We start from the raw sequence: 24,761 nt of genomic DNA on the forward strand, positions 1-24,761 counted from the left end.
CGTCAGCTCGCGGACAGGCGATCGGGGAACCGGTGCGCGGCCAGCGCTTCGACGAACGCGTCGCGGAACCCGCTCAGATCGCCCTCGCTCACAGCGGCGACGAGACCCTGCCGGGACCGCACGCCGCTGCCCTCGACGTCGGGGGCGAGGTCGGCGCCGCTGATGCCGGACAGCAGCTCGGCGGCGTTGTCCAGCACGCCGATCGGCTTGCCGTGGCGGTACGCCTCCTCGACGAAGCGGCGCGCGTCAGGGCTCTCAGCCAGGGCCCGCACCGTCCCCTCGCCGCCTGGCACCAGCACCGCGTCATAGAGGACCGAAGCCGTCGTCGGCAGCGCCGTGTCCACCTCCAGGCCGCTCCCGCCGTCCTGATCCCGCAGCGTCCCGCCTCGCGGCCCGACGACTTCGGCGATGACGCCGCGTTCGGTCAGGGCCGAGACGACAGCGGTGACCCGCGCGGAGTCGACCCCGTCGGCGGCCAGCACCGCCACCTTGCGGGTACTGGGGTCTCCGGGCAGCAGGTTGTCCTGGCTCAGGGCCGGCGAGGTGCGGTCGTGGTGCGGTTCGGCCGCCTTCTCCGGGGCCGGCATGCCCAGTCCCTCGGCCACGCGGCCCGCCAGGTCGGCGTCGACGCGGGCCAGGTTCCCCACCATGCGCTCGCGGATCTCCGCCGTTTCGACCTTCCCGAGTTCGAAACGGAACGCCTCGACGATGTGGCGGCGCTCCCAGTCGGCCATGCTGTTCCAGAACAGCGTGGCCTGGCTGTAGTGGTCGGAGAAGCTTCCGCTGCGCCGGCGGATGACGTCGCCGTCGATCCGCTGCTGGTAGTGCTGGAAGACGCCGGCCTGCCGCTCCTGCCCGCCCTGGTGGGGCTGGTTCGCGTTCAGGGAGTTGGGGGCGTAGCTGGTTCCCCGGTGGATCACCTGCTGGCCGTAGCCGTCACGGTGGTTGTGGTGCACCTCGGCCACCGGCCGGTTCACCGGCAGCTGCGCGAAGTTGGGGCCGCCCAGCCGGATCAGCTGGGTGTCCAGGTAGGAGAAGTTGCGGCCCTGGAGCAGCGGGTCGTTGGAGAAGTCGATGCCGGGCACGATGTTCGCCGTGTGGAACGCGGCCTGCTCGGTCTCGGCGAAGAAGTTCTCCGGGTTGCGGTCCAGCACCATCCGGCCGATGGGCCGCACCGGAACCAGCTCCTCCGGGATGATCTTCGTGGCGTCGAGGATGTCGAAGTCGAAGCTCCGCTCGTCCTCCTCGGCCACCAGCTGCACGCCGAGCTCCCACTCCGGGAAGTTCCCGGCCTCGATCGCCTCCCACAGGTCGCGGCGGTGGAAGTCCGGGTCCTTGCCGGCCGTCAGCTGCGCCTCGTCCCACACCTGGGACGCGACCCCGAGCTTGGGCCGCCAGTGGAACTTCACGAACGTCCCGCGGCCGTCGGCCGTGACGAACCGGAAGGTGTGCACGCCGAAGCCCTGCATCATCCGGAAGCTCCGCGGGATCGCGCGGTCCGACATCGCCCACATCAGCATGTGCGTCGACTCGGGCTGCAGGGAGCAGAAGTCCCAGAACGTGTCGTGCGCGGTCCCGCCGGTGGGCATCTCGTTGTGCGGCTCCGGCTTCACCGCGTGCACGAAGTCCGGGAACTTGATCGCGTCCTGGATGAAGAACACCGGCATGTTGTTGCCGACCAGGTCGTAGTTCCCCTCGCGGGTGTAGAACTTCGTGGCGAAGCCCCGCACGTCCCGCACCGTGTCCGCCGAACCGCGCGGCCCCTGCACGGTCGAGAACCGCACGAAGACCGGCGTCCGCAGCCCGGCCTCGGAGAGGAAGTCGGCACAGGTGAGGTCGCTCAGCGACGCGTAGCACTCGAAGTAGCCGTAGGCCGCCGACCCGCGCGCGTGCACCACCCGCTCGGGGATGCGCTCGTGGTCGAAGTGGGTGAGCTTCTCCCGGCCCTGGAAGTCCTCCAGCAGCGTCGGCCCCCGTTCCCCGGCCCGCAGCGAGTTGTCGGTGTCGTCGACACGGACACCCTGGTCAGTCGTGACGACGGCGTCCTCGGGCGGACCGGACCGGAACGCGGCGAGCTGGGCGTCCTTCGGGTCGTCGCGGTCCGCTCCGCTTCCCGCGGTGGAAATTCCGACGCCCATGGGGTGGCTCCTTAGGCTGCTCGTCCGAGGCGTGACCGCCGAGACGTGCCCGGAACAGGCGGGGACAAACCGATCTGTTAGCCCCTTCGGGCTACCGGGACCACAGCACGTCACGTGCCGAGAACCGCCAGCAGGTGATCGACCAGCGGACCGTGCCGGTCACGGTGCCAGCCGACGGCGACCCGGGTACGGAGGTCCGCGTCCAGCGGGCGGAAGACGACACCTTCCAGCCGGATGCGCGCGATGCTCGCCGGGGCGACGGCCACGCCGAGGCCCGCTTCCACGAGCGCGCACACGGTCTGCCACTCCACCGCGTGTTGCGCGATCCGCGCGGTGAAGCCGGCGTCGGTGCACAGGCCGAGGATCTGGTCGTGCAGACGGGGACCTACGTGGCGCGGCGGCAGGACGAACGGCGAGTCTTCGAGGTCTGCGACGGCGACGCGCTCCCGGCCGGCGTACAGGTGGCCGGCCGGGAGCACCGCGACGAACGGTTCGGTCAGCACGGTCCGGAACGCGAGCTCCGGGTCGTCGTCGCCGGGTTCGCGCAGCAGGCCGACGTCCAGGCTGCGATCCCGGAGCGCGGCCAGCTGCGGCGCCGTCGTCGTCTCCTGGATCTGGAGGCGCACGTCCGGGAACCGTTCACGGAAACGGCGCAGCAGGGTCGGCAGCACCGTCAGCCCCAGCGAGGCGGCGAAGCCGATCCGCAGGCTCCCGGCCCGGCCCTCGCCGACGGCCCGGGCGGCCACGAGGGCCTCGGCCAGCGTGGTCAGCGTGCTGCGCGCGGCCGGAAGGAGTGCCTCACCGGCCGGCGTGAGCGCGACGCCTCGGGGCCCCCGCGTGAACAGCGGATACCCGACCCGGTCCTCCAGCCTCCGGATCTGCTGGCTCAGCGGCGGCTGTGCGATGCCGAGCCGCGCGGCGGCGGCCCCGAAGTGGAGTTCCTCGGCGAGGACGACGAAGGCGCGCAGCTGCGGAAGGGGCAGGTCGGAAGGCTCCATATCGCTAGAGATATCAGATTGAGCCCTGCAAGCTATTGGAAATATCGCGGCTGCCTGCCTAGCGTTCTCCCCATGGCGGAAAGGATGCACGTCCTCAGCGGGTCGACGTTCGAAGAGCAGATCGGCTACGCACGAGCGGTGGTCGACGGCGACTGGGTCCACGTGTCCGGCACGACCGGTTTCGACTACGCCTCGATGACGATCTCCGACGACGTCGTCGAGCAGGCCGAACAGTGTCTGCGGAACATCGGCGACGCGCTGGCCGAGGCTGGGAGCGGGTTCGCGGACGTGGTGCGCGTCCGCTATCTGCTTCCCGACCGGGAGGACTTCGAGCCCTGCTGGCCGACGCTGCGCCGGTGCTTCGGCGAGGTCCGGCCGGCCGCGACGATGATGGTCTGCGGGTTGGCGGATCCGCGGATGAGGATCGAGATCGAGGTGGACGCGCGGCGGCGGGCCGCGACGGGCTGACAGTGCTCTGCGCCGGTCAGCCGACGGGCTGGGTTCCCGCCCCGCAGGGTTCGAGGGCCGACACGCGCGCTCGCCCCGACGCCGGCACAGGCACTGGCACTGGCACTGGCACCGGCACCCGGCGGGACAGCAGATACCCGACCAGCGCGCCGCCAAGGCCGGCCAGCCCGGCCGCGACGAAGCCGACCGCCGGCGCGGAGGCGTCGATCACCGCACCGATGATCGGGGATCCGAGAGCGAACCCCGCGCTCAACGCCGAGGACTGCAGGCCCGTGGCCTCGCCTCGCGCGCCGTCCGGCGCCAGCCGGCTGACCGCGTCCGCCGCGGTGGAGAGCGTCGGCGCGGTGAGCAGCCCGGCACAGACGCCGGCCACGCACAACCCCGGCCAGCCGGGGGCCAGCCCGGCGGGAACGGTCGCCGCCCCGAGCAAGCCGAGCAGCAGCCACGTGGGCAGCGGCCGGGACAGCGAGCCGTAGACCAGCCCGCCGACGACGGACGACGTCCCGTACACCGCCACCACCACGGTGGCCCATGTCATCTGACCGGCGTCCTGGAGCCTCGCGACGATGGCCAGGTCGGTGCCGGCGAGCAGCAGCGTGGTGCCGAACGCCATCAGCAGCACCGCGGTCATGGGCCGCCCCAGCCACTCCCGTCGCCGGGGACGGTCCGCTGTGTCCGGCACCGCCTCGTCCGCACGCCGCATCGGCGGATCCAGCAGCGCGATACCCAGACCACCCGCCACCAGCGCCGCCCCCGAACCCCAGGCCACCACGCCGGGCGCCACGATCGTCGCGCACAGGATCACCGTCGGCGGCCCCACCAGATAGGACAGCTCGCCCTGCACCGACTCCAGCGCGAAGGCAGCCTGGCGCTGTCCCGCCGTCGTCATCGCGGCGATCGCCTGCCGAGCCACCAGGGGGACCGGCACCATCAACAAACCCGCGGGGAACGCCGCCACCAGCAAGACCGCGTAAGGCAGCGCCGGCACGCTCAGCCAGAACACGAACTGCGCCACCACGGTGACCAGCAGCACGAACCGCGCACCCCGCCGATCGATCACGCGGCCGAGCAGCGGCCCGCCCAAAGCCATCCCCGCGGTCAGCGCCCCGTCGACGCCGCCCACAGCCACATAGCTCATGTGCAGTCCCAGGACGACGTACATCGTCAACGCCATCGCCACAGCCATGATCGCGATGCGGGCGAGCAGCGAGACGGCGAGCAGCGACGCCATTCCGGGAACCGCGAACAGCTGTCGGTATCCAGTCACGTGCTCGACGGTAGATCGCCGCCGATGCCATAGGAAGTGGCGAGTTCGTTGGAGTCGGCATAATGGTTGCTTATGGCCAAGGACTTGGAGATCGTGCTGCTGCGGTCGTTCGTCACCGCGGTCCGCGCGGGCAGCATCAGCCGCGCCGCCACCGCCCTCGGACAGACGCAGCCCGCGCTCAGCCAGCAGCTGCGAAAGCTCGAGCACACGGTGGGACGTCCACTGCTGCACCGCTCTCCGGCCGGCGTGGTGATGACCCGCGCGGGCGAGGAACTGCTGCCGTACGCCGAGCGCATCCTGTCGCTGGCGGCCCAGGCGCTCGCCGAGACCGGAGGCGCGCTCACCGGCCACTGCGGTGTGGGACTGCTGGAGGACCTGGCCGCGTCCCGGCTCCCGCTGGCCCTCGCCGACCTCACGCGGCTGCACCCCGGCGCCACGCTGGAAGTGCTCTGCCTTTCGCAGTCCGCGACGCGGCAGGCCTACGACGCGGGGCGCGTGCAGCTCGTGCTCGACGAGGTGTCGGACGTGCCCGGGCCGCCGCGCTGGACGGTGCGGCGCCCGCTGGTGTGGGCGGTCGGCGAGGGGGTGGACGTGAAGGCCGATCCGCTGCCGGTGGTGCTGTTCTCGAATCCGTGCACGTGGCGCACCCGGGTGCTGGAGGCGCTGGAGCGCGCTGAGCGGCGGTGGCAGGTCGCGTTCGAGAGCAACAGCCTGATCGGCGTGCTGGGGGCGATCCGCGCCGGGCTCGGCGTCGCGGCGCTGATGCCCGCGAACCTGGAACCGTCGATGATCGCGCACAACCAGGACCTGCTGCCCGAGCTCCCGGACATCGAGTTCGGACTCACCCGCCACCCGCGGACCGACGGGGATCCGCTGATCGACGCCGTGGAGGCCGCGCTGCGGCGCGCGATCTGAGACGCGGGGCGCGGACACGGACACGGACACGGACACTGGCACGCCTTAGCATGATCCTTATGGGAGAGGACAAGGGAGGCGACGAGCCGTTCGCCGAGGAGGACGAGTACCTGGCGTACCTGAAGGGCGAGCGTTCGCGTTACGCGTGGGTGATGCGCGCCTACGGCGGCAAGTCGCAGGAAGAGGCCGACGAGGCGGCCGAGCTGTTCTACGCCTACGAGCCGCCGGGCCCCTACCGCGGTCTCGTCTTCCACGACGAAGCCTGGCACTGGGCCATGCTGACGCTTCACGGACACGACTACGTCACGCGCCTCCCGCACCTGGTCGAGCCCCCGGCGGAATACCGCGCACTCGACTGATGTAAGACTCTCCCATGCCCGCTGAGATACCCGAGTTCCTCGTCCACCCGATCGGCACCGTCATAGGCGGCCGCGACGAGTGGGTCGAAGACGACTGGTACGGCGTCACGGCGACCCTCCGCCTCGACGCCTCCCGCTTCGGCACCGGCGCCGTCCAGGGCCTGGAGGACTTCTCCCACCTGGAGGTCGTCTTCCTGTTCGACCGCGTCGACCCGGCGAAGATCCGCACCGAGCCCCGTCCGGCCCGCGGGAACCCGGAGTGGCCGCCGGTCGGCGTGTTCGCCGGACACGGGCCGTTCCGGCCGAACCGGCTGGGCGTGTCGCGGTGCCGGCTGCTGAAGGTGGACGGACTCGATCTGCACGTCGCGGATCTCGACGCGCTCGACGGGACGCCCGTGCTGGACGTCAAGCCGTATATGCGGGAGTTCGAGCCGGTGGATCCGGTGACGCAGCCGCGCTGGTCTCGTGAGCTGATGGCGGGTTATTACCGATAGGGCGATTCGGGAACCGCTCGAGACCGCCGACGGCGGTACAGCCTGCGCTGCCCCCGTAGCAGGTGAATCGGGCGCATCCACGACGCCGGAGCTGCGGCACAGCCGCCACCATTCCCGTCCTCCGCGGCCATCTGGTCGGCGAGATCGTCAGCCGCTTCGCGCGGCGGGTTCATGACGATCCGCCGCTGGTCAGCAGATCCGCGGCAACGGATCCCCGACCAGCACGTCGATGATCCGATGGCCGCCGAACGCCGTCCGCCCGAGCACCCGCCCCGGCGGCTCGTCCCGCACCTCGCCGATCACCGCCGCGTCCGCACCGGCCTCGACGCCGCGCATCGCCTCCAGCGCCGCATCGGCGACCTCCGGCGCGACGAACGCCACCAACTTGCCTTCGTTGGCCACGTAAAGCGGATCGATGCCGAGGATCTCGCAAGCCCCGGTCACCTCCGGACGCACCGGCAGCCGATCCTCGGCGACCAGCACCCCGACCTCGGCCGCGGCCGCGATCTCGTTCAGCACCGTCGCCACACCACCCCGCGTCGCATCGCGCAGGCAGTGCGCCTCCGGTCCGCACGCGTCCAGCAGCGCATGCACCACCGGCCACAGACTCCGCGTGTCGCTGCGGACCTCGGCCTCCAGGTCGAGCCCGCCACGCGCCAGCATGATCGCGACCCCGTGATCGCCGATCGTGCCGGACACCAGGACCTTGTCCCCCGGCCGGACGCGCTCGGGGGCCAGCGAGGCGTCCGCCCGCAGCACGCCGACGCCCGTCGTCGTCAGGTACATCCCGTCGCACTTGCCCCGCTCGACGACCTTGGTGTCCCCGGTCGCCACCGGCACCCCGGCCGCCGAAGCCGCGGCGCCGATCGCGCGCACCTGCTCCTCCAGCGCCTCGGCCGGCAGCCCTTCCTCCAGGATCATCGCCAGCGACACGGCCAGCGGACGCGCCCCGCTGACCGCCAGGTCGTTGACGGTGCCGTTGACCGCCAGTTCGCCGATCGTCCCGCCGGGGAAGCTGAGCGGGCGGACCACGAAGGAGTCGGTGGTGAACGCCAGCCGCGTGCCGTCGACCGTCAGCTCCGCCGCGTCGCTCAGGGTCGCCGGCGCTCGGTCGCCCAGCAGCGGCACGACCAGCCCCTCGACCAACGCCCGGCTGGCCTTGCCGCCCGCGCCGTGCGCCATGGTGATCCGGCCGTCCCGGAACCGCTGCGGCCGCCGGCGCATCTCCTCGATGCGGGCACCGACCTCTTCCTCGGTGAGGACCTTCGGCATGGGGAACTCCCTATCAGAGCACTTGCAGGTCGAGGCGCTGCCGTGAGTACTGGCCATAGTTGTAGTAGGCGGCGCAGGCGCCCTCGGACGACACCATGCAGGTGCCGATCGGCGTCTCGGGCGTGCACGCCGTGCCGAACACCTTGCACTCCCACGGCTTCAGCACTCCCTTGAGCACCTCGCCGCACTGACACGCCTTCGGATCCGCGACCCGCACGCCCGGCAGCGCGTACCGCTGCTCCGCGTCGAAGCGCGCGTACGCCGGGCTGAACCGCAACGCCGACTGCGGGATCGAGCCCAGGCCGCGCCACTCGAAGAACGGCCGCAGCTCGAAGACCCGGCTCAGGGCCCGGAGCGCCAGCTCGTTGCCGTCCCAGCGGACCACCCGCCCGTACTGGTTCTCGACCTCGCTGCGGCCCTCGGCGAGCTGCTTCATGATCATGTGGACCGCCTGCAGCACGTCCAGCGGCTCGAAGCCCGCGCACACCACCGGTTTGCCGTGGTCGCGCGCGATGAACTCGTACGGACGGCAGCCGATGACCGTCGACACGTGCCCGGGGCCGATGAAGGCGTCCAGGCGCAGGTCCGGCGACTCCAGGATGGCTTTGATCGCCGGGATGATCGTGACGTGGCTGCACATCACCGAGAAGTTCTCGACGCACTCCTGCTCCGCGCGCAGCACGGTGAGCGCGGTCGAGGGCGCGGTGGTCTCGAAGCCGATGGCGTAGAACACCACCTGCCGGTCCGGGTTCTCGCGGGCGATGCGCAGCGCGTCCAGCGGCGAGTACACCATGCGGATGTCGGTGCCGCGCGCGTTCGCCTCCAGGAACGAGCCGCGGCCGCCGGGCACCCGCATCATGTCCCCGAAGCAGGTCAGGATCACGCCCGGCTGTTCGGCCAGGGCGATGCCGTCGTCGACGCGGCCCATCGGGATCACGCACACCGGGCAGCCCGGGCCGTGGACGAGCTCGATGTTCTCCGGCAGCAGGTCGTGGACGCCATAGCGGTAGATGGCGTGGGTGTGACCGCCGCAGACCTCCATGAACTTGTAGTGCCGCCCCGGCTCGGCGAGGGCGGCGATCTGCACCGACAGCACCCGGGCCAGATCGGGGTCGCGGTATTCGTCGACAAAGCGCATCACGGGCTCCTGCTCGTCAGCTCGAAGAATCGGGAAGCGGGTCAGGCCTCGGTCACCGGCGGCGGCGCGAGCACCTCGAGCGCGACCCCGGCGTGCACCAGCAGCCGGTCCCCGACCCGCACCGGACCGACCAGCTCGATCGCGACGGTCTCCCCCCGCCCGGCCTCGTCCCGGCAGCGGGCGTCGGCGCCGTCGAGCTCGACCACGGTCAGCGGCACCGCGACGTCGCCACAGGTCAGGCACCCGCCGTCGGCGGAGCAGGCCCCGTAGCCGCCGTCGGGCCCGGGCTCCCCGCCGCTCACACCGGGTCCGATTCCGCGACCGCCCGCAGTTCCTCGTCGAAGGCCTGGCCCATCATCTCCAGCACGGCCAGCGCCTCGGCGGCCTCCCGCTCGTCGACCTTGGACATGGCGAAGCCGACGTGGATCAGGACCCAGTCGCCGGGGGCCAGGGAGCCGGGCGGCAGCAGGCCGATGTTGATCTTCCGTTTGACGCCGACCACGTCGATCACGGCCAGCTGGTCGTCGCTGTCCGGCACCAGCTCCGCGACCTGTCCCGGGATGGCCAGGCACACGGGTCAGTGGTCCTCTCGCGCCGAGACCGGGACGGGACCGGCGGCCTCGCGCGCCGCCTCCCCGCCGTCCGGCGAGGTGTACTCCACCCACTGCAGCACCAGTTCGTCGCCGCCCTCGATGGCGACGTCGGTGCCGTGGCAGTCCGGGCACGTCGGCGCGGCCTCCGCGGTCTCGAACGCCGCCGGGCAGAGCGCGCAGGTGGCGCGCACCGGCGCGATCCGCACGTCGGTGCTCGCACCGGCCGCGATCCCGCCGTCGGCGACGAGCCGGAACGACTGCTCGAAGGCGGCCGGCGAGATCCGGTGCAGGGCCCCGACCAGGACGCCGATCCGCGCCACCGGCCGTCCGGCGGCGCGGCGCTCGACGGCCTCCAGGACCCCGGCGCAGTAGCCGATCTCGTGCATGTCACATGCTCCTGATCTTCAGATAGCGCGCCACGTCCGGGAGCGAGCGCACCGCCATCACAGCGGCGGCCGCGCCGGCGGCGGTCAGAGCGAGCGCGCTGAAAAAGCCGAGTACCTTCATGTCACACACCTTTCGCGATGCTGGTGAGGTCTACCGAGTCGCGGGAGATAAGCACCCGGATGGCCGATAACGCGGTGTCGATCGCCGCGGCGACCTCGGGCGTCAGCCCGATCCCCTCCCCGACGTCCCCGGGCTCGCAGCCGACCACGAGGGTCCGCGGCGGCAGCCGGCCGCCGAGCGAGCCGAGGCTGCCCAGGACCGCGACGGGACTCATCCCGTGCGCGTCGAACTCCCCCGACCCGAGGTCCTCCTCGCCGACCTCCAGGACCGTGACGTCCCCGGGCGCGCCGCCGTGCGGCAGCGCGTCCACGAGCACCAGGACCTCGTAACCGTCGAGCAAGTCGAACGCCAGATGCATGCCGCGGATGCCGTAGTCGACCACGGACACGCCCTCGGGCAGCCGCTCGGCGGCCAGCCGCCGGGCCACCTCGGAGCCGAAGCCGTCGTCGCCGAGGAACACGTTGCCGATGCCGGCCACCAGGACGCGCGCGCTCATCGCAGGGGTTCCAGTTCCTCGGGGGCGAAGTAGTGGTAGCGGCCGTACCAGGCGTGCAGGTCGTTGCCGGGGTCGGCGTCGAGGGTGACGGCCACGTGCACGGCCCCGTCGACGTCGTGCAGGACCGCGGCCACCGTGGCGGTCTGGTCGGCGAGGAACATGTCCTGGGCGTCGGCGCGGCGCAGCGGGTGCAGGCGCACCACGCTGCCCTTGCCCACGGCCACGCCCGCGATCTGGACCGTGTCGCTCTCGGGGGCCACCGACGCGTCCGAGGCCGGGTCCCACCACGGGGTGTCGCCGGTGTCGAGCAAGGTCGCGTCGGAGTGGTCGGCGGCGTCGACGGCGCACGCCAGGTGAACGGCGTCGGCCAGGTCGGCCGCCACGGCCCCGCCGTCCCGATCGCGCACCACACCGTGCAGCCCCGCCATCGTCTCGTCGCTCATCGTGTCGCAGCGCTCGATGATCTCGGCGGCCCGCGGATCGGTCCCCCGGGCCTGCGCCTTCTCGTCGTCGGTCAGCGTCTGCACGCGCAGCGCGAGCATCTCGTCGATCTCCGTCGCGTCGAAGAAGTCGCCGGGGCTCTCCGGGGCGACGGCGGGGCGGTCCGACAGGATGATCGGCGAGACGAGCACCAGATCGTCCGGCCCGCCCTGCGCTCCGAGCAACACCGGCCAGCACCGGTACTGGTGCGAGGCGGCAGCGGCGTCCGCGGCCCAGGACGGCGGATCCATCAGCGACAGGAATCGCCCGCCCCGCACCCGGGCCACGATGTGGGCTCCGGCGAAGGAGACCCGGGCCGCCAGGTCCCGCGCGACGGTGCGCGGGCCGCCCTCCGCCCCGGACCGGTTCCAGCGGCCCACGTTCTCGACCCCCATGTCCACCGCCACGAGCGGACCGGCGGCGTCCAGCGGCCGCCACGACACCCGCACCTGACCGCGCAGCGGCTCGCGCGTGCGCACCAGGCGCCCCGCGACCCGTTCGCCGTCGCGCAGCGGCTCGACGTCCTCGCCGCCGGCGATCTCGATCGGGATCACGGTGTCGGACGTGATGGCGGGCAGCGAGACCTCGCAGACCACGCCCTCGTGCCAGGGCACCCACCGCGCGCCGCCGATCGACAGCTCGTCCACCGCCTCGAACGCGGAGCCGGCCGCCCGTTCGACGGCCCGGTACTGCGGGTGCAGGAAGCGCAGGGTCAGGTCCAGGCCCACCTCGGCGTTCGAACCGGGCGCGACCAGCAGGGTCGTGCGCAGCCCCGCCTCCTCGCCGACGCCGGCCTGCGCGGCGCCGACCGGCCCGAGCATGCCGAACTGCCACCGCATCTGGTTCTTCGCGGAGGTCGACCGGTACGGATAGAGGATGTAGCCCTCGAACAGGACCGCGTCGGCCACACGCCGGGCGGCCGCCAGGCGCGTCTCCTCCCCCGAGGCGGCGGCGTCGACCTGCGTCATAGCGAGCCCTCCAGCTCCTCAGCCGGCAGTAGTGCGTCGAAGACCTGGCCCCAGTCGGTCATCGCCCGCTCGGACCGGAACCGCCCGAGCCGGCGCAGCGTCTCGCGGTCCAGACGGATCCAGCCGCTGTTCGGGAAGTACGCGTCCATCAGCTCCCGCCAGACCCGGACCGGCATCCGGTGGGCCGCCTCGAGATGCCACGGGATCTGCTCCACCCCGAAACCGGTCAGCCCGCGCGTGAACACCGTGCCGCTGAACAGCAGGCTCAACGGCACCTCGCCGCCGCCGAGCGCCTGCAGGTACTTCGCGGCGGCGACCTCGAAGTCGTAGGTGCACGGCAGCGGCAGGTCGACGTCGGCCGAGCCGGTGAAGCCCGGCACCATCGTCGAGGTCTGCGTCCACAGCACCGGCCGCAGGGTCTCGCCCCAGCGCGAGGCCACCCCGAACAGGTCCGCGAGGTCGGTCTTCTCCTCGGCGGTGTAGGCGCGGCGCCGAGGCTCGATCCGGACCTGGCAGCGCAGCGCGATCGCGTGCACGGGCTCGCCGGAGGACTCGGTGATCCGCAGGCGCGCGAACAGGTTGGGAGCGGCGGCATACGGTTCGGGGCTGATGTCCAGGACGGTGAAGGCGAGATCGGTCACGCGCTTCGCACCGCCCTGCGCTCGACGTCGCCGAAGAACTCCGCCACGCGCGCGTGGACCTCGGCGCCGCCGTCGAAGCCCCGCCACTGCTTGCGCAGGTGCCCCACCAGCGCGTAGCAGGCGTCGATCGGCACGACGAAGCGGTCGAACCGGCCGTCCCGGGCCCGGACCAGGACGGCCTCCACATCCGGCACGGCCTCGCTGAAGACCTCGGAGGCGTCGGTCGGCAGGTCGGCCTCGGTGGCCCCGGCCGGACCGGGGTAGCAGAGCACGGTCCGCTCCTGCCGCGTGTTGCGGAAGACGAACGCCAGCCCGACCGGGACGTCGAGGCGGTCCCAGAGCTCGCGCGGCAGCGCCGGGAGCGCGAGGTGGCGGTCGGGCACGGTCCGGTAGGCGAGGTCCGCGCCCTCGTGCTCGAACAGCAGCGAACAGGGCCGGCAGGCACACAGCAGCGCCCGGCTGTCGAGGTTGACGACGTGCCGGTGCTCGGCCGGGACCACCGCCGCGCACAGCTCGCAGCGCTCGACGACGGCCGGCGACCCGGAACGGGGCCGGGTCCTGGGACCGTTCGTGCGGATCCGGCGCAGCGCGGCGAGTGCGTCGCGCTGGGGTGGGGCGGCCGCCGGACGGTTCATGCCGGCACCGCGTTCCGGGTCGGTGTCTTGGGGCCGGTGCAGCACGACGCGTCCGCGGCGCTCCGGCCGGGCGCCTCGGGGGCGGAGCCGGGCCGCAGTCCCGGCATCAGCGACTCCAGGGGGATGAAGGTCCCGGAGTCGGCGCGCGCCGTCTCGACCTCGACCACGGCCTCCGGCGCGGCGGCCTCGACCGCCGCCCGGACGCCGTCGACGAGCGCCTCCGACGTCGAGGCGCACCCGCTCGCACCGACGACGCGCAAGCGGACCGCGGCGTCGTCGCGCACCTCTGCCTCGACGGTCACGTCGTGCCGCTCCAGCTGCGGCCGCAGCTCCTCCAGCGCGACGGCCACCCGCCGCTCGACGCTGTCCGGGTGCAGCCCGTGGACCAGCAGCAGGCTCCCGACCAGCGGATCGTCGGCGATCCGGGACAGCAGCGCGTCGTGCAGCGCCCCGGCCTCGTCGACGAGCGCCAGCAGCCGCTGCAGTCCGGCGCCGTAGAGGTCGGTCACGAGGCGCACCAGGTCGCGCGCCTCGTCCCGGGCGACCGGACGGGACGGGTCGCCCCCTTCGAGGACCCGCTCGATCCGTTCGCCGACCTCGACCAGCCGGTCCATCTCGTCGGTGCCGTCCATCACTCGGGCGTCGCCATCGTCGGCGTGTGCAGCTTCTGCAGCGTCTTCCCGCCGCCGAGGTACATGTGCACCCCGCACGGCAGGCACGGGTCGAAGCTCCGCACGGTCCGCATCACGTCGATGCCCTTGAACGCGTCGCCCTTGTTCTCCTCGAACAGCGGCTGGTCCTGGACCGCGTCCTCGTACGGCCCGGGCGTCCCGAAGGAGTCGCGCGGGCTGGCGTTCCACGGCGTCGGCGGGTACGGGTGGTAGTTCGCGATCTTCCCGTCCCGGATCACCATGTGGTGGGACAGCACGCCGCGCACGGCCTCGGTGAAGCCGCAGCTGATCGCCTGGTCCGGCACCTCGAACTTCTCCCAGGTCTGGGTGCGCCCGGCGCGGATCTCGGCCAGCGCCTTCTCGGCGAAGTGCAGCGCGCACGCGGCCGCGTAGGCCTGGAAGTAGGTCCGGGCCCGGTTGCGTTCGAGCGTGTTGCTCCACTTCGGGATCTTCCACTCGAACGTCACGGGCGGCTTGAGCGCGGTCTTGGGCAGCTCGATCTGCACGCTGTGGCCGGTGGCCTTCACGTAGCCGTTGTCGACGAGCCCGGACAGCGCCGTGGACCACAGCCGGGCCAGCGGCCCGCCGCCGGTGTCCAGCGCCAGGTGGTCCTTGCCGTCGAACCAGCGCGGGGACATCACCCAGCTGTACTTGTCCTCCAGGTCGCGCTTGGCCGGGTGCGGGTTCGTGTGCTGGTTCCACGGGTGCCGCCGGTCGACCGGGTTGCCCAGCGGGTCGTGGGTGACGAAGGTCTCCTGGTCGTTCCAGTCCTCGTAGTAGGAGCTGCCGAGCAGGATCCGGATGCCGAGGTTGATGTCCACCAGGTCGTTGGTGACGAGCTTGCCGTCGACCACGACGCCCGGGGTGACGAACATCTTCCGGCCCCAGTCGGTCATGTCCGCGTAGGAGAAGTTGCAGTACTCCGGGTCCTGGAACGAGCCCCAGCAGCCCAGCAGGGTCCGGCGCAGGCCGACGTTCTCGTAGCCGGGCAGCGCCTCGTAGAAGAAGTCGAACAGGTCGTCGTGCATCGGCACGACCTTCTTCATGAACTCGACGTAGCGCATGAGCCGGGTCAGGTAGTCGGTCATCAGCTGGACGGTCGCCACGGTGCCGACCCCGCCCGCGTACAGCGTGGAGGGGTGGACGTGGCGGCCCTCCATCAGGCAGAACATCTCCCGCGTGGAGCGGCTGACCTGCAGCGCCTCGCGGTAGAACTCGCCGCTGAACGGATTCAGGGCCCGCATGATGTCCGCGACGGTCTTGTAGCCGTGGGCCTCGGCGTTCGGCGCCGGGGTGTTCTCGGCCTTGGCCAGCACCGAGGGGTTGGTCTCCTTGACCATCCGCTCGCAGTAGTCCACGCCGACCAGGTTCTCCTGGAAGATGTTGTGGTCGAACATGTACTCGGCGGCCTCGCCGAGGTTCACGATCCACTCGCCGAGATGCGGCGGTTTCACGCCGTAGGCCATGTTCTGGGCGTAGCAGGAGCAGGTGGCGTGGTTGTCGCCGCAGATCCCGCAGATGCGGCTGGTGATGAAGTGCGCGTCCCGGGGGTCCTTGCCCTTCATGAACAGGCTGTAGCCGCGGAAGATCGAGGAGGTGCTGTGGCACTCGGCCACGGTCGCGTTCTTGAAGTCGATCTTCGTGTAGATGCCGAGGCTGCCCACGATCCGGGTGATCGGATCCCAGGCCATCTCCACCAGGCCGTCCTTGGCGGCGGCCTTGCCTTTGCTGCTGGTCGTGGCGGTCATGCGCGTTCCCTCACATCGTTCGTCGTCCGTCGAGGCCGGAGGATTTGGCGGGCGGTCACCAGGTGCGCTTGGCGCCGGTGGTCAGCTGGGGTCCGGGACGGCGCCACTTCGGCTCGGCGTCGACGGTCTTGCCGGTGATCGACCGCAGGTTGCGGATCACCTTCCCGTAGGCCCGGGAGGCGGTGGTGGACATGATCGCCCCGGGCGGCTGGTCCATGAACGGCATGAACTTGTCCGGGAAGCCCGGCATCGTGCAGCCGATGCAGATCCCGCCGACGTTGGGGCAGCCGCCGATGCCGCCCATCCAGCCGCGCTTGGGCACGTTGCACTTGACGACCGGGCCCCAGCAGCCGAGCTTCACCAGACAGGTCGGGGTGCCGTAGGACTCGGCGAACTGGCCCTGCTCGTAGTAGCCGCCGCGGTCGCAGCCCTCGTGCACGGTCTGGCCGAACAGCCAGGCCGGCCGCAGCGCATCGTCCAGCGGGATCATCGGCGCCTGGCCGGCGGCCTGGTAGAGCAGGTAGGTGATGGTCTCGGACAGGTTGTCCGGCTGGATCGGGCAGCCGGGCACGCACACGATCGGGATGCCCGCCTTGGAGGTCCAGTCCCAGCCCAGGAAGTCCGGGACGCCCATGGCGCCGGTGGGGTTGCCGGACATGGCGTGGATGCCGCCGTAGGTGGCGCAGGTGCCGACGGCCAGCACGATCGTGGCCTTCGGCGCCAGCCGGGTCACCCACTCGGTGGTGGTGATCGGCTGGCCGGTCTCCTGGTCGGTGCCGAACGCGGCCCAGTAGCCCTCGTCCTTGATCGACTCGTTCGGCAGCGAACCCTCGACGACGAGCACGAACGGCTCCAGCTCGCCGCGGTCGGCCTTGCGGAACCACTCCAGGAAGTCGTCCGCGCCGCCGGTGGGCCCGCACTCGAAGTCGATCAGCGGCCAGTGCACGGCCACCTTCGGCAGCCCGGGCAGCGCGCCCAGCGCGATCTCCTCGATGCTGGGCTGGCTCGCCGCGGTCAGGGCGACGGAGTCACCGTCGCAACTCAGCCCCGCGTTCAGCCACAGGATATGGATCACGGTCTCCTCGGCGGAGGCCGCTTCGGCAGCCGGCATGATCGCCTCCCGTTCGTCTGGAACGGCCCGCACTCCGGATTCTCGTGGTGCTGGTGCGGCACGGGCCGACGCGCGGTCCAACCTACGGTGCTTTCCACTGGTTCGTCGGTATTTGTAGACCATGAGGATTGCCGCCCCGCACGAACCGGGACCGGAAAAGACGCGGATCCTGGTGCGCGTCCAGGGAGTCGTGCAGGGCGTCGGCTATCGGCCGTTCGTGTACGGCCTGGCGTGTCGCCTGGGCCTCGGCGGCTTCGTCGGCAACGACGGGCGGGGGGTGGTGATCGAGGCCGAGGGCGACCCGGGGGCGCTCAACCGTTTGGTGGACGCGCTCACCGGCCAGGCCCCACCGCTGGCCCGGGTGGAGCGGGTCGACGTCGCGCCTCTGGCTCCGCTCGGACAGACCGGCTTCTCGATCTCGGCCAGCGAGCGGTCGGGCCCGCGCACCGTCCTGGTGGCGCCGGACACGGCGACGTGCGCCGCCTGCCTGTCCGAGATGGCGGACCCGGCCGACCGGCGGCACGCCTACGCGTTCACGAACTGCACCGACTGCGGCCCGCGGTACAGCATCGTGCGCGAGCTGCCGTACGACCGGCGGGGCACGACCATGGCGGCGTTCACGCTGTGCGGACCCTGCGAGCGGGAGTACGAGGATCCGCTCGACCGGCGCTTCCACGCGCAGCCGGTGTGCTGCCCGGAGTGTGGGCCGCGGTTGCGGCTGCGGTCGGGCGACGGGACGGAGCTGCCGGGTGATCCGGTGAAGGGAGCGGCCGAGTTGCTGGCCGGCGGCTCGATCGTGGCGATCAAGGGGCTGGGCGGGTACCACCTGGCCGTGGCGGCCGCGGACGAGACCGCTGTCAGGACACTGCGACACCGCAAGCACCGCGAGGAGCGTCCGCTGGCGCTCATGGTGGCCGACGTCGCCGCCGCGCGGCGGCTGTGCGAGGTGGACGGCGCCGGGGAGAGCCTGCTGATCGATGCCGCGCGCCCGATCGTCTTGTTGGAGCGCCGCCACGAGACCGGCGCCGCCGTCGCGCCGTCGGTGGCTCCCGGGCAGCGCAGCCTCGGCGTCATGCTGCCGTACACGCCGCTGCACCATCTGCTGACCGCGGCCCATCCCGACCCGCTGGTGATGACCAGCGGCAACCTGTCGGACGAGCCGATCGCCTACCGCGACGACGACGCGCTGCGCCGCTTGGCCGGCGTGGCGGACGCCTTCCTGGTCCACGACCGCGCCATCCACACCCGGATCGACGACTCGGTGCTGCGCGTGAGCCGGGGCGCGGCGCTGCCGATCCGGCGCTCGCGCGGTTACGCGCCCGCGCCGCTGACGCTGCCGTGGGGGTTCCCGCGCGACGTCCTGGCCTGCGGACCGGAGCTCAAGAACACCTTCTGCCTGGGCCGTGATCGGCACGCGTTCCTGTCCCACCACATCGGTGACCTGGAGAACCACGAGACGCTGCGGTCGTTCGCCGAAGGTGTGGAGCACATGCGGAAGCTTTTCTCGGTGACGCCGCGGGCCGTCGTGCACGACCTGCACCCGGAGTACCTGTCGACGAAGTACGCGCTCGACTACGGCGACCTTGATGAGGAGGTGGAGCTGGTCGCTGTGCAGCACCACCACGCGCACATCGCCGCGTGCCTGGCCGACAACGAGACGGCCGGGCCGGTGATCGGCGTCGCGTTCGACGGGCTGGGGATGGGTGACGACGGGACGCTGTGGGGCGGGGAGTTCCTGGTCGCCGACCTGGCGGGGTACACGCGGGCGGCGCATCTGGCGACGGTGCCGATGCCGGGTGGGGCGCGCGCCGTGCGGGAGCCGTGGCGGATGGGCGCGGCGTATCTGGATGCCGTGTTCGGGAGCGAGTGGCCGGACGTCGCGCCGGTGCGGGCGATGGCCGCGCGGCGGGGCGAGCGGTTCGGGCAGGTCGTGGCCGCGGCGCGCGCCGGGCTGAACGCGCCGCTGACGTCGAGTGCCGGCCGGTTGTTCGACGCGGCGGCGGCGTTGGCGGGGGTTCGGGATGTGGTGTCGTACGAGGGACAGGCGGCGGTCGAGTTCGAACAGATGGCCGATCGTTCGGAGTGCGGGTGCTACGTCGCGCGGATCGAGTCGGGGGCACCTCTGGTCGTCCAGGGCGGGGACTTGGTGGAGTCGGTCCTTACCGACGTGGGCGCCGGCGTGCCGACACCGGTCGTCGCGGCGCGCTTCCACAACGGCTTGGCCGCGACGGTCGTCGAGGTCTGCGAGCTGATCCGGAGGGACACGGCGCTGGACACGGTCGCGCTGTCCGGCGGCGTGTTCCAGAACGTCCTGCTCGTCGAGCGCTGCGTCACGGGGCTGGAGGCGGCGGGGTTCAGCGTGCTGACCCACCGCCGGGTTCCGCCGAACGACGGCGGGATCAGCCTCGGACAGGCTGCGGTGTGCGGGGCGCGGGACCGGCTGCGGTGAGGCCGGCGTCCTGCCGCACGTCCTGCTGCACCAGCTCCCACAGCACGTGGTAGAGCGTCGTCTGGACTTCCTGGATCCGGTGCACGGACGCGGACGGGACCGCGAACAAGTGGTCGACCAGGCCCGGCTCGGCCATCTTGCCGCCGCCGTAGCCGGCGAAGCCGACGGTCGTCATCCCCGCTTTGCGGGCGGCGGCCAGCGCGGCCAGGACGTTGGCGGACCCGCCGCTGGTCGAGACCGCGACGGCGATGTCGCCGGGACGCCCGACGGCCTGGAGCTGGCGGGCGAAGACGACGTCGAAGCCGACGTCGTTGGACAGGGCGGTGACGACAGCGGTGTCGTTGGTGAGGCACAGGGCCGGGAGCGCCGCGGCGACACTCTCCGGGGCGCCGGGGTCGAGGAAGGTGTGGACGATGTCCTGCGCGTCGGAGCTGCTGCCGCCGTTGCCGAACGCCAGCAGTGTGGCGCCCTGGCTGAAGCCGGCGGCCAAGGCGGCAGCGCATGCGGCGAGCGACTCCCCCTCGGCTTCGCCGACGGATCGCCGGAGGTCGGCGATCTCGGCGATCTTCGCCCGCGCCGAGGCTGCGACTTCGGCGGTGAGCGCGTCCAGGGAGGTCGGGCCGGAGTAGAGGAACGGGTAGAGCCCGCTGATGCCGCCGCCGCTGCTGGCATTGTCGGCGGGCGCGTCAGGTGCGGACGCATCGGGGGCGGACGCCTGATCGAGAGCATGCGGCTGCTCCAGGTAGGCGTGCGTGAGCTCCCACAAGAGGTGGTACAGCGTGACGTGGCCTTCCTTGACCACGCGGTGATCGCCGGACCGGACGACAAGGCAGTGTTCGGCCAGCTCGCGCGCCGCGATCTGCCCGCCGTCGGCGCCGACGAGGGCGACGGTCGTCATACCGCTGGCGCGTGCCACGGTGAGGGCCTGTGCCACAGCGGGGCAGTCGCCGTCCCCGGAGACGCCCACCGCGATGTCCTGCGAGCGTCCCAGCACCCTGAGCTGGTTCGCGAACACGGCATCGAGGCCGCCCCGCCGCGCCAGGCCACTGACCGTCGCCGAATCCGCGGCCAACGAGAACGCGGGCAACGCCCGCTTTCCCACGATCACCGGATGCATGAACTCGACGGAGACGTGCTGCGCATCGGTCGCGGCGGTCCCCGTGCCGAACACGAGCAGGCGGCCGCCGGCTCGGAAGGCGCGCGCCATGGCGAGGCAGGCGGCCGCGATCGCGTCAGCGGCTTCGGACAGCTGCGCGATCGGCTCGACGCGGCGGTCGAACGCGGTCGCTACCATATCGGGCGATTCGCTCATGAATCAGAACGTTACACTCCGAACCACGCCGCGACGGCTTCCACCGCTTCGGGTTCCAGAACCGCGAGAGCGGGCAGAGCCTCACTCCAGTCCTCCCCGGCCAGAGCGGCCAAGACGCAAAGACGGGCGATCGGCAAGAGAGAGGGATGGCCGGGATCGTCGCGAGACCCGACGAGTGCCTGAGCGAGGTCCGGCAGCCACCAGGCATACTGATCGAAGTCGGGCCGGCCGAGCCGTTCACCGGCCAGTTCGGCGGCCCGGGCGGGGGCGGTGGACGCGAACACAGCGATCCGCTCGATCTCGGTCCACTGCGTCTGATCCCCGATCTCCACCAGGTGCTCAGCGGCTTCGGGATCGAACCGGACCAAGGCCTTGGCCACGGCGCTCCGTCTGCCCGTGGACACCTCGCCGGCGGTGATCATTTCCAGCGCGGACCTGATCGCCGAAACCGCCATGTCGCCGTGGCAGGCGGGCAGGTGTGTGCCCAGAGCGAGGAGCGCGTCGAACCTCTTCCCGCTCGTCCGATGGGCCTGGGCACGCGCGAGAGCCCTTCGGGCCAGTTCCTCGGACTGCGCGGGACGGGTCACGGAGACCGCCGTCGCCAGACGGGCCAGGTCCACCTCGTCGAGCCTGCGGCCCTTCCCCCCTCCGATCGGCCAACGTGGTCTGCTCAAAGCCCTGTCGACCAAGCGTTCGGCATCAGCGGGCGAAGATCTCGCGTACTCCTGGGCGATCTCGGCCAGGAGCGGCCCGTCGATGGTCGACAAACGCTCCGCGGCGACAGGGCGACCGACTCTCAAGAAGGCACGGATCAGCGGTTCTCTGATCTGCGTGTCGAACTCCGGGAGCGGCAATCCGCGCGCGGCGCTCTCCGACTCGATCGCGAGTTCCGCGGCGAGCAATCTGTCGAAGGGCACGGCCACGGCCGCCATTTCCGCGAGGAAGTAGGGGCGGTCGGCCGGAACGAAGGGCGGCTCACCGATCGACCGCGCCGCCGCCGCTCCACGCGCGATGAGCGTGTGGGCCGCTGCAGGAGCGTCGTCGAACCGCCCCGTACGAAGCAAGGCGGAGCACGACCGGGCGACGCCGATCGGGTCGAGCCCCGCAGGCGACACCAGCCTCTCGGCCCACGCCACACCGCCTGCGAGGACCAACGCCGAAACCAGCTGCTCCCAGTTCCGCCCCGAATCCCAGTCGGGCGTGCGGACCAGTTCGGGGAGCAGCGTCGCCAGCATCTCTCCCGCGCGCTCGGCGTCGCGCTTGGCGATCGCGGTGATCAGCTTGACCTTCTCCTCAAGGGTCAACGGCACCTGGGGTGCACGAACCCAGGACTCCGCGACGTCGATCACGCGCTGCGTCTCGGCGGGTGTCGCCAGGTTCGTTTCGGACACCGCGACGGCCAAGGGGACGACCATGGACCGACGGGTAGGACCGTCCCCGTCGACGAACCGCTGGATCGCCGCACGCAGAATCCGCCGTGCGTCGTGCGGGGCGTATTCGGCGACAGCCGGGAGCGACCAGAGCTGCTCGTGGTCGAACTCCCGCGCGGACACCACGCGCGCGATCCGGGCCGCCGACTGATCGAAGCGCTCCCCCGCCGACTTCCGAAGGACCTTGAGGAGTCGCCGAACATGGCGCATGTCGGCGGCGCTGGACGCCATCCGGTCGACATGATCCAGAGCCGCGGCCAGGATGCGATCGAACTCCCCAGGAATGCCGGCGTGCGCCTCCAGCAACGCGCTCCATATGTCCAAAGCGCTGTCGTCTGTGCTTCGAAGCGCCACCTGCTCGGCTTCTTGGTGGCGCCCGGTCTCCACCAGAGCGAGGGCGAAGTCAGCCAGGTCCTCATAGTGGACACGGCGACTGAGATACGCCGCGCGGGAGGAGTAGCCGAGCCGCGCCCACACGCCCGCCAATTGTGGTGGCATGTACTGCGCGCGGTGGAGGAGCCGTCCACGCTCGGCTGCCAGCAACGTCAACGGCGCGAGGCGGGGACCGTCCGCGACCAGTTCCCAAGCGCTGGCGAGTTCGGCGAGGATTTCCTGATCGGTGCCGGTGACGTCGAGCATCAGGTCGTGCCGTCGACTGTCCGCTGCGAGGAAGGCGAGACGATCGCGCTCATCGAGTTTGGTGAGCAGCCGCATGTAGGGCGCCAGGAGGTATCCGGGTGTCCCCTCCGGCCACTCCAGCTGCCGGTAGCGGTCAGCCCACGCGTGCAGCCGCTCGTGATAGGCGGGCAGCTCAGGACGCAGCGTCTCCTCGGCGATGTCGCGCAACGTCTCGTGCGCGAACAGGTACGCGGTACCGGTCGCACGCGTGCGTGAGGTGAGGCTCCGCCCGAAGACGCTCTCGATGTGCCACGTGATCTGATGCTGCCGGCGACCGGTGAGCTCGGCCAGGTCGGCGACGGTCAGACCACCGCCGCTCGCCGTGATCAGCGCGACGACCTCGTATTCGTCGCCGCTGTCCCTGATCAGGTCCTTGAGTTCCTCGCGGGCACGGATCTCCAGGTGGCGGGCGTAATCGGAGCGGTCCAGGCCCCGGACGCGGCAGGTGCGCAGCGGATGCGATCCGTCGACGTCGCCGGGGATGCCGGGGTGCGGGCGGCTCATGACCAGGACGCGGAGGTTGTCCGGTGGGTGGCGGGGCAGCAGGGAGGCGATGCTCGGCTTGGTGCCCTGGTCCTCGTCGAGGCCGTCGACGATCATCAGGAGGCGCTCGCCGCGCTGAGCGCAGCGTGCGGAGGCCTCGCCGACCAAGTACGGCATCAGGTTGGCGCCGACCCGCTCGGGCAGCGGGATCTCCGCGATCTCGGCGAGTTGGCGGATCATCGACGTCGCGAACGCCGCGGCGTCGGCCTGTCCCGCCAGGCGTGCGGTGACGAAGAAGGACGCGACGCGCACCCCGTCGGGCGGATTGATCGCGAAGGTGGCGGCGAGTGCCGTCTTGCCGGCCCAGGGTCCGGCCTGCCACCACAGGTACCGCTCGGGCTTCGAGCAGAACTCGGTGAGCTCGTCGAGTTCCAGGCGGCGATCCAGCAGGTACTCCGGAGCGATCGAAGCGACATCCGCGCGATGCGCCTCCAGCTCCAGCGACCTGGCTGGAGTCGGGAGTACGTCGGGCAACGCCTCCAGCCTGGGGGGAAGCCCGAGGGCACGACGCAGTTCGACCGGCGCGTCACGGAACAGGGAGTCCAGCCTGACGGCCTCCAGCCGGCCGACGCCTTCCGGCGCGTGATGGTTCTTGACGACGGCGATCAGGCGGCCCGCCGCGAACACCGGCGCACCCGACATGCCCTCCCAGGCGGACCTGGTCGGATCGGGATCGCGCTCCGGCGGCGTGGCGACCGCGATCTCCAAGGTCCCGCCGCGGTGGTTCGACAACACCGGGGCCGAGCCCACGAGGTGGAACAGCTCGCGATAAGTGGTCAACCCGTCGTCGCGGCGCTTGAACCAGGGGAACCCGAGGCCGCTGCACGCCACGACGGCGTCGCGCTCCGGAATGCGCCCCCACCGGACGGCCGGAACGGGGTCGTCACGATCGATCGTCAGGACCGCGAGATCGGAATCCTGATGCGCGACCTCGACTTCCGCCTCGGCCGTCCATTCATCGGGGGTGTCGGCGTTGAACCGCACCCGGATCCGCTCGATCCGCTCGGCCTCAGCGACCACGTGCGCGGCAGTCAGAACCGCCGTGGTGCCGATCCGATAGCCCGACCCGCGCCGTCCGGGCCCTCGCCCTTCGCGCAGCTCGACGATGACCTCGGCGGCACGTCCGACGTCGAGCCCGTCATCGCTCCCGCTCACCGGCCCGCCCCGAGACCTCCGGCCGGCGGTCGCCGGGGCCCAGCTTCGGCTCCAGCGAGAGCTTGACGCGCTGCGTGGTGACGGTGCCGGCCTTGCCCGAGGCGTCGGCGTCGACCACCCAGAATTTGATCTTGGTGCCGCCCGCGGTCTCGCGGGTGATCGCGACGGTGAGCTCCAGTTCGATCGGGCCGACCTCGAACCGCAGGTCCTGTCCGGTGGCCGTGGCGATCGCCTCGTACAGCTCGGTGCGAAGTTCCCGGATCACCTGCGACAGCTCGATCATCGACCGCCTCCC

The 24,761-nt window shown here is 71.6% G+C and carries 24 protein-coding genes; 5 read left to right on the forward strand and 19 right to left on the reverse strand.

Going from position 1 to position 24,761, the window contains the following annotated elements; translation table 11 throughout:
• Positions 1 to 2: 2 nt before the first annotated feature.
• On the reverse strand, positions 3 to 2,138 hold the full coding sequence (locus ABD466_RS28110) for a catalase (RefSeq protein ID WP_344660198.1): 2,136 nt from the start codon (positions 2,136 to 2,138) through the stop codon (positions 3 to 5).
• 110 nt (positions 2,139 to 2,248) lie between these two features.
• On the reverse strand, positions 2,249 to 3,136 hold the full coding sequence (locus ABD466_RS28115; RefSeq protein WP_344660199.1) for a LysR family transcriptional regulator: 888 nt from the start codon (positions 3,134 to 3,136) through the stop codon (positions 2,249 to 2,251).
• Between the two features lie 72 nt (positions 3,137 to 3,208).
• Between ABD466_RS28115 and ABD466_RS28120 the strand changes: the two genes are divergently transcribed.
• Positions 3,209 to 3,604: a RidA family protein gene (locus tag ABD466_RS28120; protein ID WP_344660200.1), complete on the forward strand. Its 396-nt coding sequence runs from the start codon at positions 3,209 to 3,211 to the stop codon at positions 3,602 to 3,604.
• Positions 3,605 to 3,620: 16 nt separating this feature from the next.
• On the opposite strand, the gene ABD466_RS28125 is transcribed toward ABD466_RS28120, so the two are convergent.
• Positions 3,621 to 4,871 (reverse strand): MFS transporter, encoded by a 1,251-nt coding sequence (locus ABD466_RS28125; protein WP_344660201.1) that lies wholly within the window; start codon positions 4,869 to 4,871, stop codon positions 3,621 to 3,623.
• A 72-nt stretch (positions 4,872 to 4,943) separates the two neighbouring features.
• Between ABD466_RS28125 and ABD466_RS28130 the strand changes: the two genes are divergently transcribed.
• Genes ABD466_RS28130 through ABD466_RS28140 form a run of 3 tightly spaced genes read left to right on the forward strand, consistent with a single transcriptional unit; the run spans position 4,944 to position 6,639 of the window.
• Positions 4,944 to 5,786, forward strand: a complete 843-nt coding sequence (locus ABD466_RS28130) for a LysR family transcriptional regulator (RefSeq protein WP_344660202.1) — start codon at positions 4,944 to 4,946, stop codon at positions 5,784 to 5,786.
• Between the two features lie 59 nt (positions 5,787 to 5,845).
• Positions 5,846 to 6,145: a hypothetical protein gene (locus ABD466_RS28135; protein ID WP_344660203.1), complete on the forward strand. Its 300-nt coding sequence runs from the start codon at positions 5,846 to 5,848 to the stop codon at positions 6,143 to 6,145.
• 14 nt (positions 6,146 to 6,159) lie between these two features.
• Positions 6,160 to 6,639, forward strand: coding sequence for an SAM-dependent methyltransferase (locus tag ABD466_RS28140; protein WP_344660204.1), 480 nt, complete (start codon positions 6,160 to 6,162; stop codon positions 6,637 to 6,639).
• A 189-nt stretch (positions 6,640 to 6,828) separates the two neighbouring features.
• Here ABD466_RS28140 and hypE read toward each other — a convergent pair whose 3' ends face one another.
• From hypE to ABD466_RS28200, 13 genes are read right to left on the reverse strand one after another with little or no spacing between them, the layout of a single operon-like run.
• Positions 6,829 to 7,911 carry a hydrogenase expression/formation protein HypE gene (gene hypE / locus ABD466_RS28145; protein ID WP_344660205.1) on the reverse strand — a complete coding sequence of 361 codons (1,083 nt, stop codon included), beginning with the start codon at positions 7,909 to 7,911 and terminating at the stop codon, positions 6,829 to 6,831.
• A gap of 13 nt (positions 7,912 to 7,924) precedes the next feature.
• On the reverse strand, positions 7,925 to 9,049 hold the full coding sequence (gene hypD, locus ABD466_RS28150) for a hydrogenase formation protein HypD (protein WP_344660206.1): 1,125 nt from the start codon (positions 9,047 to 9,049) through the stop codon (positions 7,925 to 7,927).
• A 41-nt stretch (positions 9,050 to 9,090) separates the two neighbouring features.
• Positions 9,091 to 9,351, reverse strand: coding sequence for a HypC/HybG/HupF family hydrogenase formation chaperone (locus ABD466_RS28155; protein ID WP_344660207.1), 261 nt, complete (start codon positions 9,349 to 9,351; stop codon positions 9,091 to 9,093).
• Positions 9,348 to 9,623, reverse strand: a complete 276-nt coding sequence (locus ABD466_RS28160; RefSeq protein ID WP_344660208.1) for a HypC/HybG/HupF family hydrogenase formation chaperone — start codon at positions 9,621 to 9,623, stop codon at positions 9,348 to 9,350. The genes ABD466_RS28155 and ABD466_RS28160 overlap by 4 nt, the downstream gene beginning before the upstream one ends.
• A 3-nt stretch (positions 9,624 to 9,626) precedes the next feature.
• Positions 9,627 to 10,028, reverse strand: a complete 402-nt coding sequence (locus tag ABD466_RS28165) for a hydrogenase maturation nickel metallochaperone HypA/HybF (protein WP_344660209.1) — start codon at positions 10,026 to 10,028, stop codon at positions 9,627 to 9,629.
• A 1-nt stretch (position 10,029) separates the two neighbouring features.
• Positions 10,030 to 10,149 (reverse strand): DUF6893 family small protein, encoded by a 120-nt coding sequence (locus ABD466_RS44500; protein ID WP_425558761.1) that lies wholly within the window; start codon positions 10,147 to 10,149, stop codon positions 10,030 to 10,032.
• A gap of 1 nt (position 10,150) precedes the next feature.
• Complete coding sequence (locus ABD466_RS28170) at positions 10,151 to 10,645, reverse strand: hydrogenase maturation protease (RefSeq protein ID WP_344660210.1); 495 nt, start codon at positions 10,643 to 10,645, stop codon at positions 10,151 to 10,153.
• The gene (locus tag ABD466_RS28175; RefSeq protein WP_344660211.1) at positions 10,642 to 12,093 is read right to left on the reverse strand and encodes a hypothetical protein; all 1,452 of its coding nucleotides are present in this window, start codon (positions 12,091 to 12,093) and stop codon (positions 10,642 to 10,644) included. The genes ABD466_RS28170 and ABD466_RS28175 overlap by 4 nt, the downstream gene beginning before the upstream one ends.
• Positions 12,090 to 12,734 carry a DUF6084 family protein gene (locus ABD466_RS28180; RefSeq protein ID WP_344660212.1) on the reverse strand — a complete coding sequence of 215 codons (645 nt, stop codon included), beginning with the start codon at positions 12,732 to 12,734 and terminating at the stop codon, positions 12,090 to 12,092. The genes ABD466_RS28175 and ABD466_RS28180 overlap by 4 nt, the downstream gene beginning before the upstream one ends.
• The gene (locus tag ABD466_RS28185; RefSeq protein WP_344660213.1) at positions 12,731 to 13,369 is read right to left on the reverse strand and encodes a DUF5947 family protein; all 639 of its coding nucleotides are present in this window, start codon (positions 13,367 to 13,369) and stop codon (positions 12,731 to 12,733) included. The genes ABD466_RS28180 and ABD466_RS28185 overlap by 4 nt, the downstream gene beginning before the upstream one ends.
• A complete protein-coding gene (locus tag ABD466_RS28190) occupies positions 13,366 to 14,001 on the reverse strand; it encodes a NifU family protein (protein WP_344660214.1) in 636 nt (211 codons plus the stop codon). Before ABD466_RS28190 ends, ABD466_RS28185 begins: the two co-directional genes overlap by 4 nt.
• The gene (locus tag ABD466_RS28195; protein WP_344660215.1) at positions 14,001 to 15,788 is read right to left on the reverse strand and encodes a nickel-dependent hydrogenase large subunit; all 1,788 of its coding nucleotides are present in this window, start codon (positions 15,786 to 15,788) and stop codon (positions 14,001 to 14,003) included. Before ABD466_RS28195 ends, ABD466_RS28190 begins: the two co-directional genes overlap by 1 nt.
• 55 nt (positions 15,789 to 15,843) lie before the next feature.
• On the reverse strand, positions 15,844 to 16,899 hold the full coding sequence (locus ABD466_RS28200) for an NADH-quinone oxidoreductase subunit B family protein (RefSeq protein ID WP_344660216.1): 1,056 nt from the start codon (positions 16,897 to 16,899) through the stop codon (positions 15,844 to 15,846).
• A 121-nt stretch (positions 16,900 to 17,020) separates the two neighbouring features.
• Between ABD466_RS28200 and hypF the strand changes: the two genes are divergently transcribed.
• On the forward strand, positions 17,021 to 19,348 hold the full coding sequence (hypF, locus tag ABD466_RS28205; protein WP_344660217.1) for a carbamoyltransferase HypF: 2,328 nt from the start codon (positions 17,021 to 17,023) through the stop codon (positions 19,346 to 19,348).
• Here hypF and ABD466_RS28210 read toward each other — a convergent pair.
• Genes ABD466_RS28210 through ABD466_RS28220 form a run of 3 tightly spaced genes read right to left on the reverse strand, consistent with a single transcriptional unit; the run spans position 19,299 to position 24,749 of the window.
• Positions 19,299 to 20,642: a D-sedoheptulose-7-phosphate isomerase gene (locus tag ABD466_RS28210; protein WP_344660218.1), complete on the reverse strand. Its 1,344-nt coding sequence runs from the start codon at positions 20,640 to 20,642 to the stop codon at positions 19,299 to 19,301. The two genes, hypF and ABD466_RS28210, sit on opposite strands and share 50 nt — an antisense overlap.
• 29 nt (positions 20,643 to 20,671) lie before the next feature.
• A complete protein-coding gene (locus ABD466_RS28215; protein ID WP_344660219.1) occupies positions 20,672 to 24,466 on the reverse strand; it encodes a trypsin-like peptidase domain-containing protein in 3,795 nt (1,264 codons plus the stop codon).
• Positions 24,450 to 24,749, reverse strand: coding sequence for a trypco2 family protein (locus tag ABD466_RS28220; RefSeq protein ID WP_344660220.1), 300 nt, complete (start codon positions 24,747 to 24,749; stop codon positions 24,450 to 24,452). The genes ABD466_RS28215 and ABD466_RS28220 overlap by 17 nt, the downstream gene beginning before the upstream one ends.
• Positions 24,750 to 24,761 lie beyond the last annotated feature (12 nt).

Origin of the sequence: Catenulispora subtropica, from assembly GCF_039531675.1 — a bacterium.
Lineage (GTDB): Bacteria > Actinomycetota > Actinomycetes > Streptomycetales > Catenulisporaceae > Catenulispora > Catenulispora subtropica.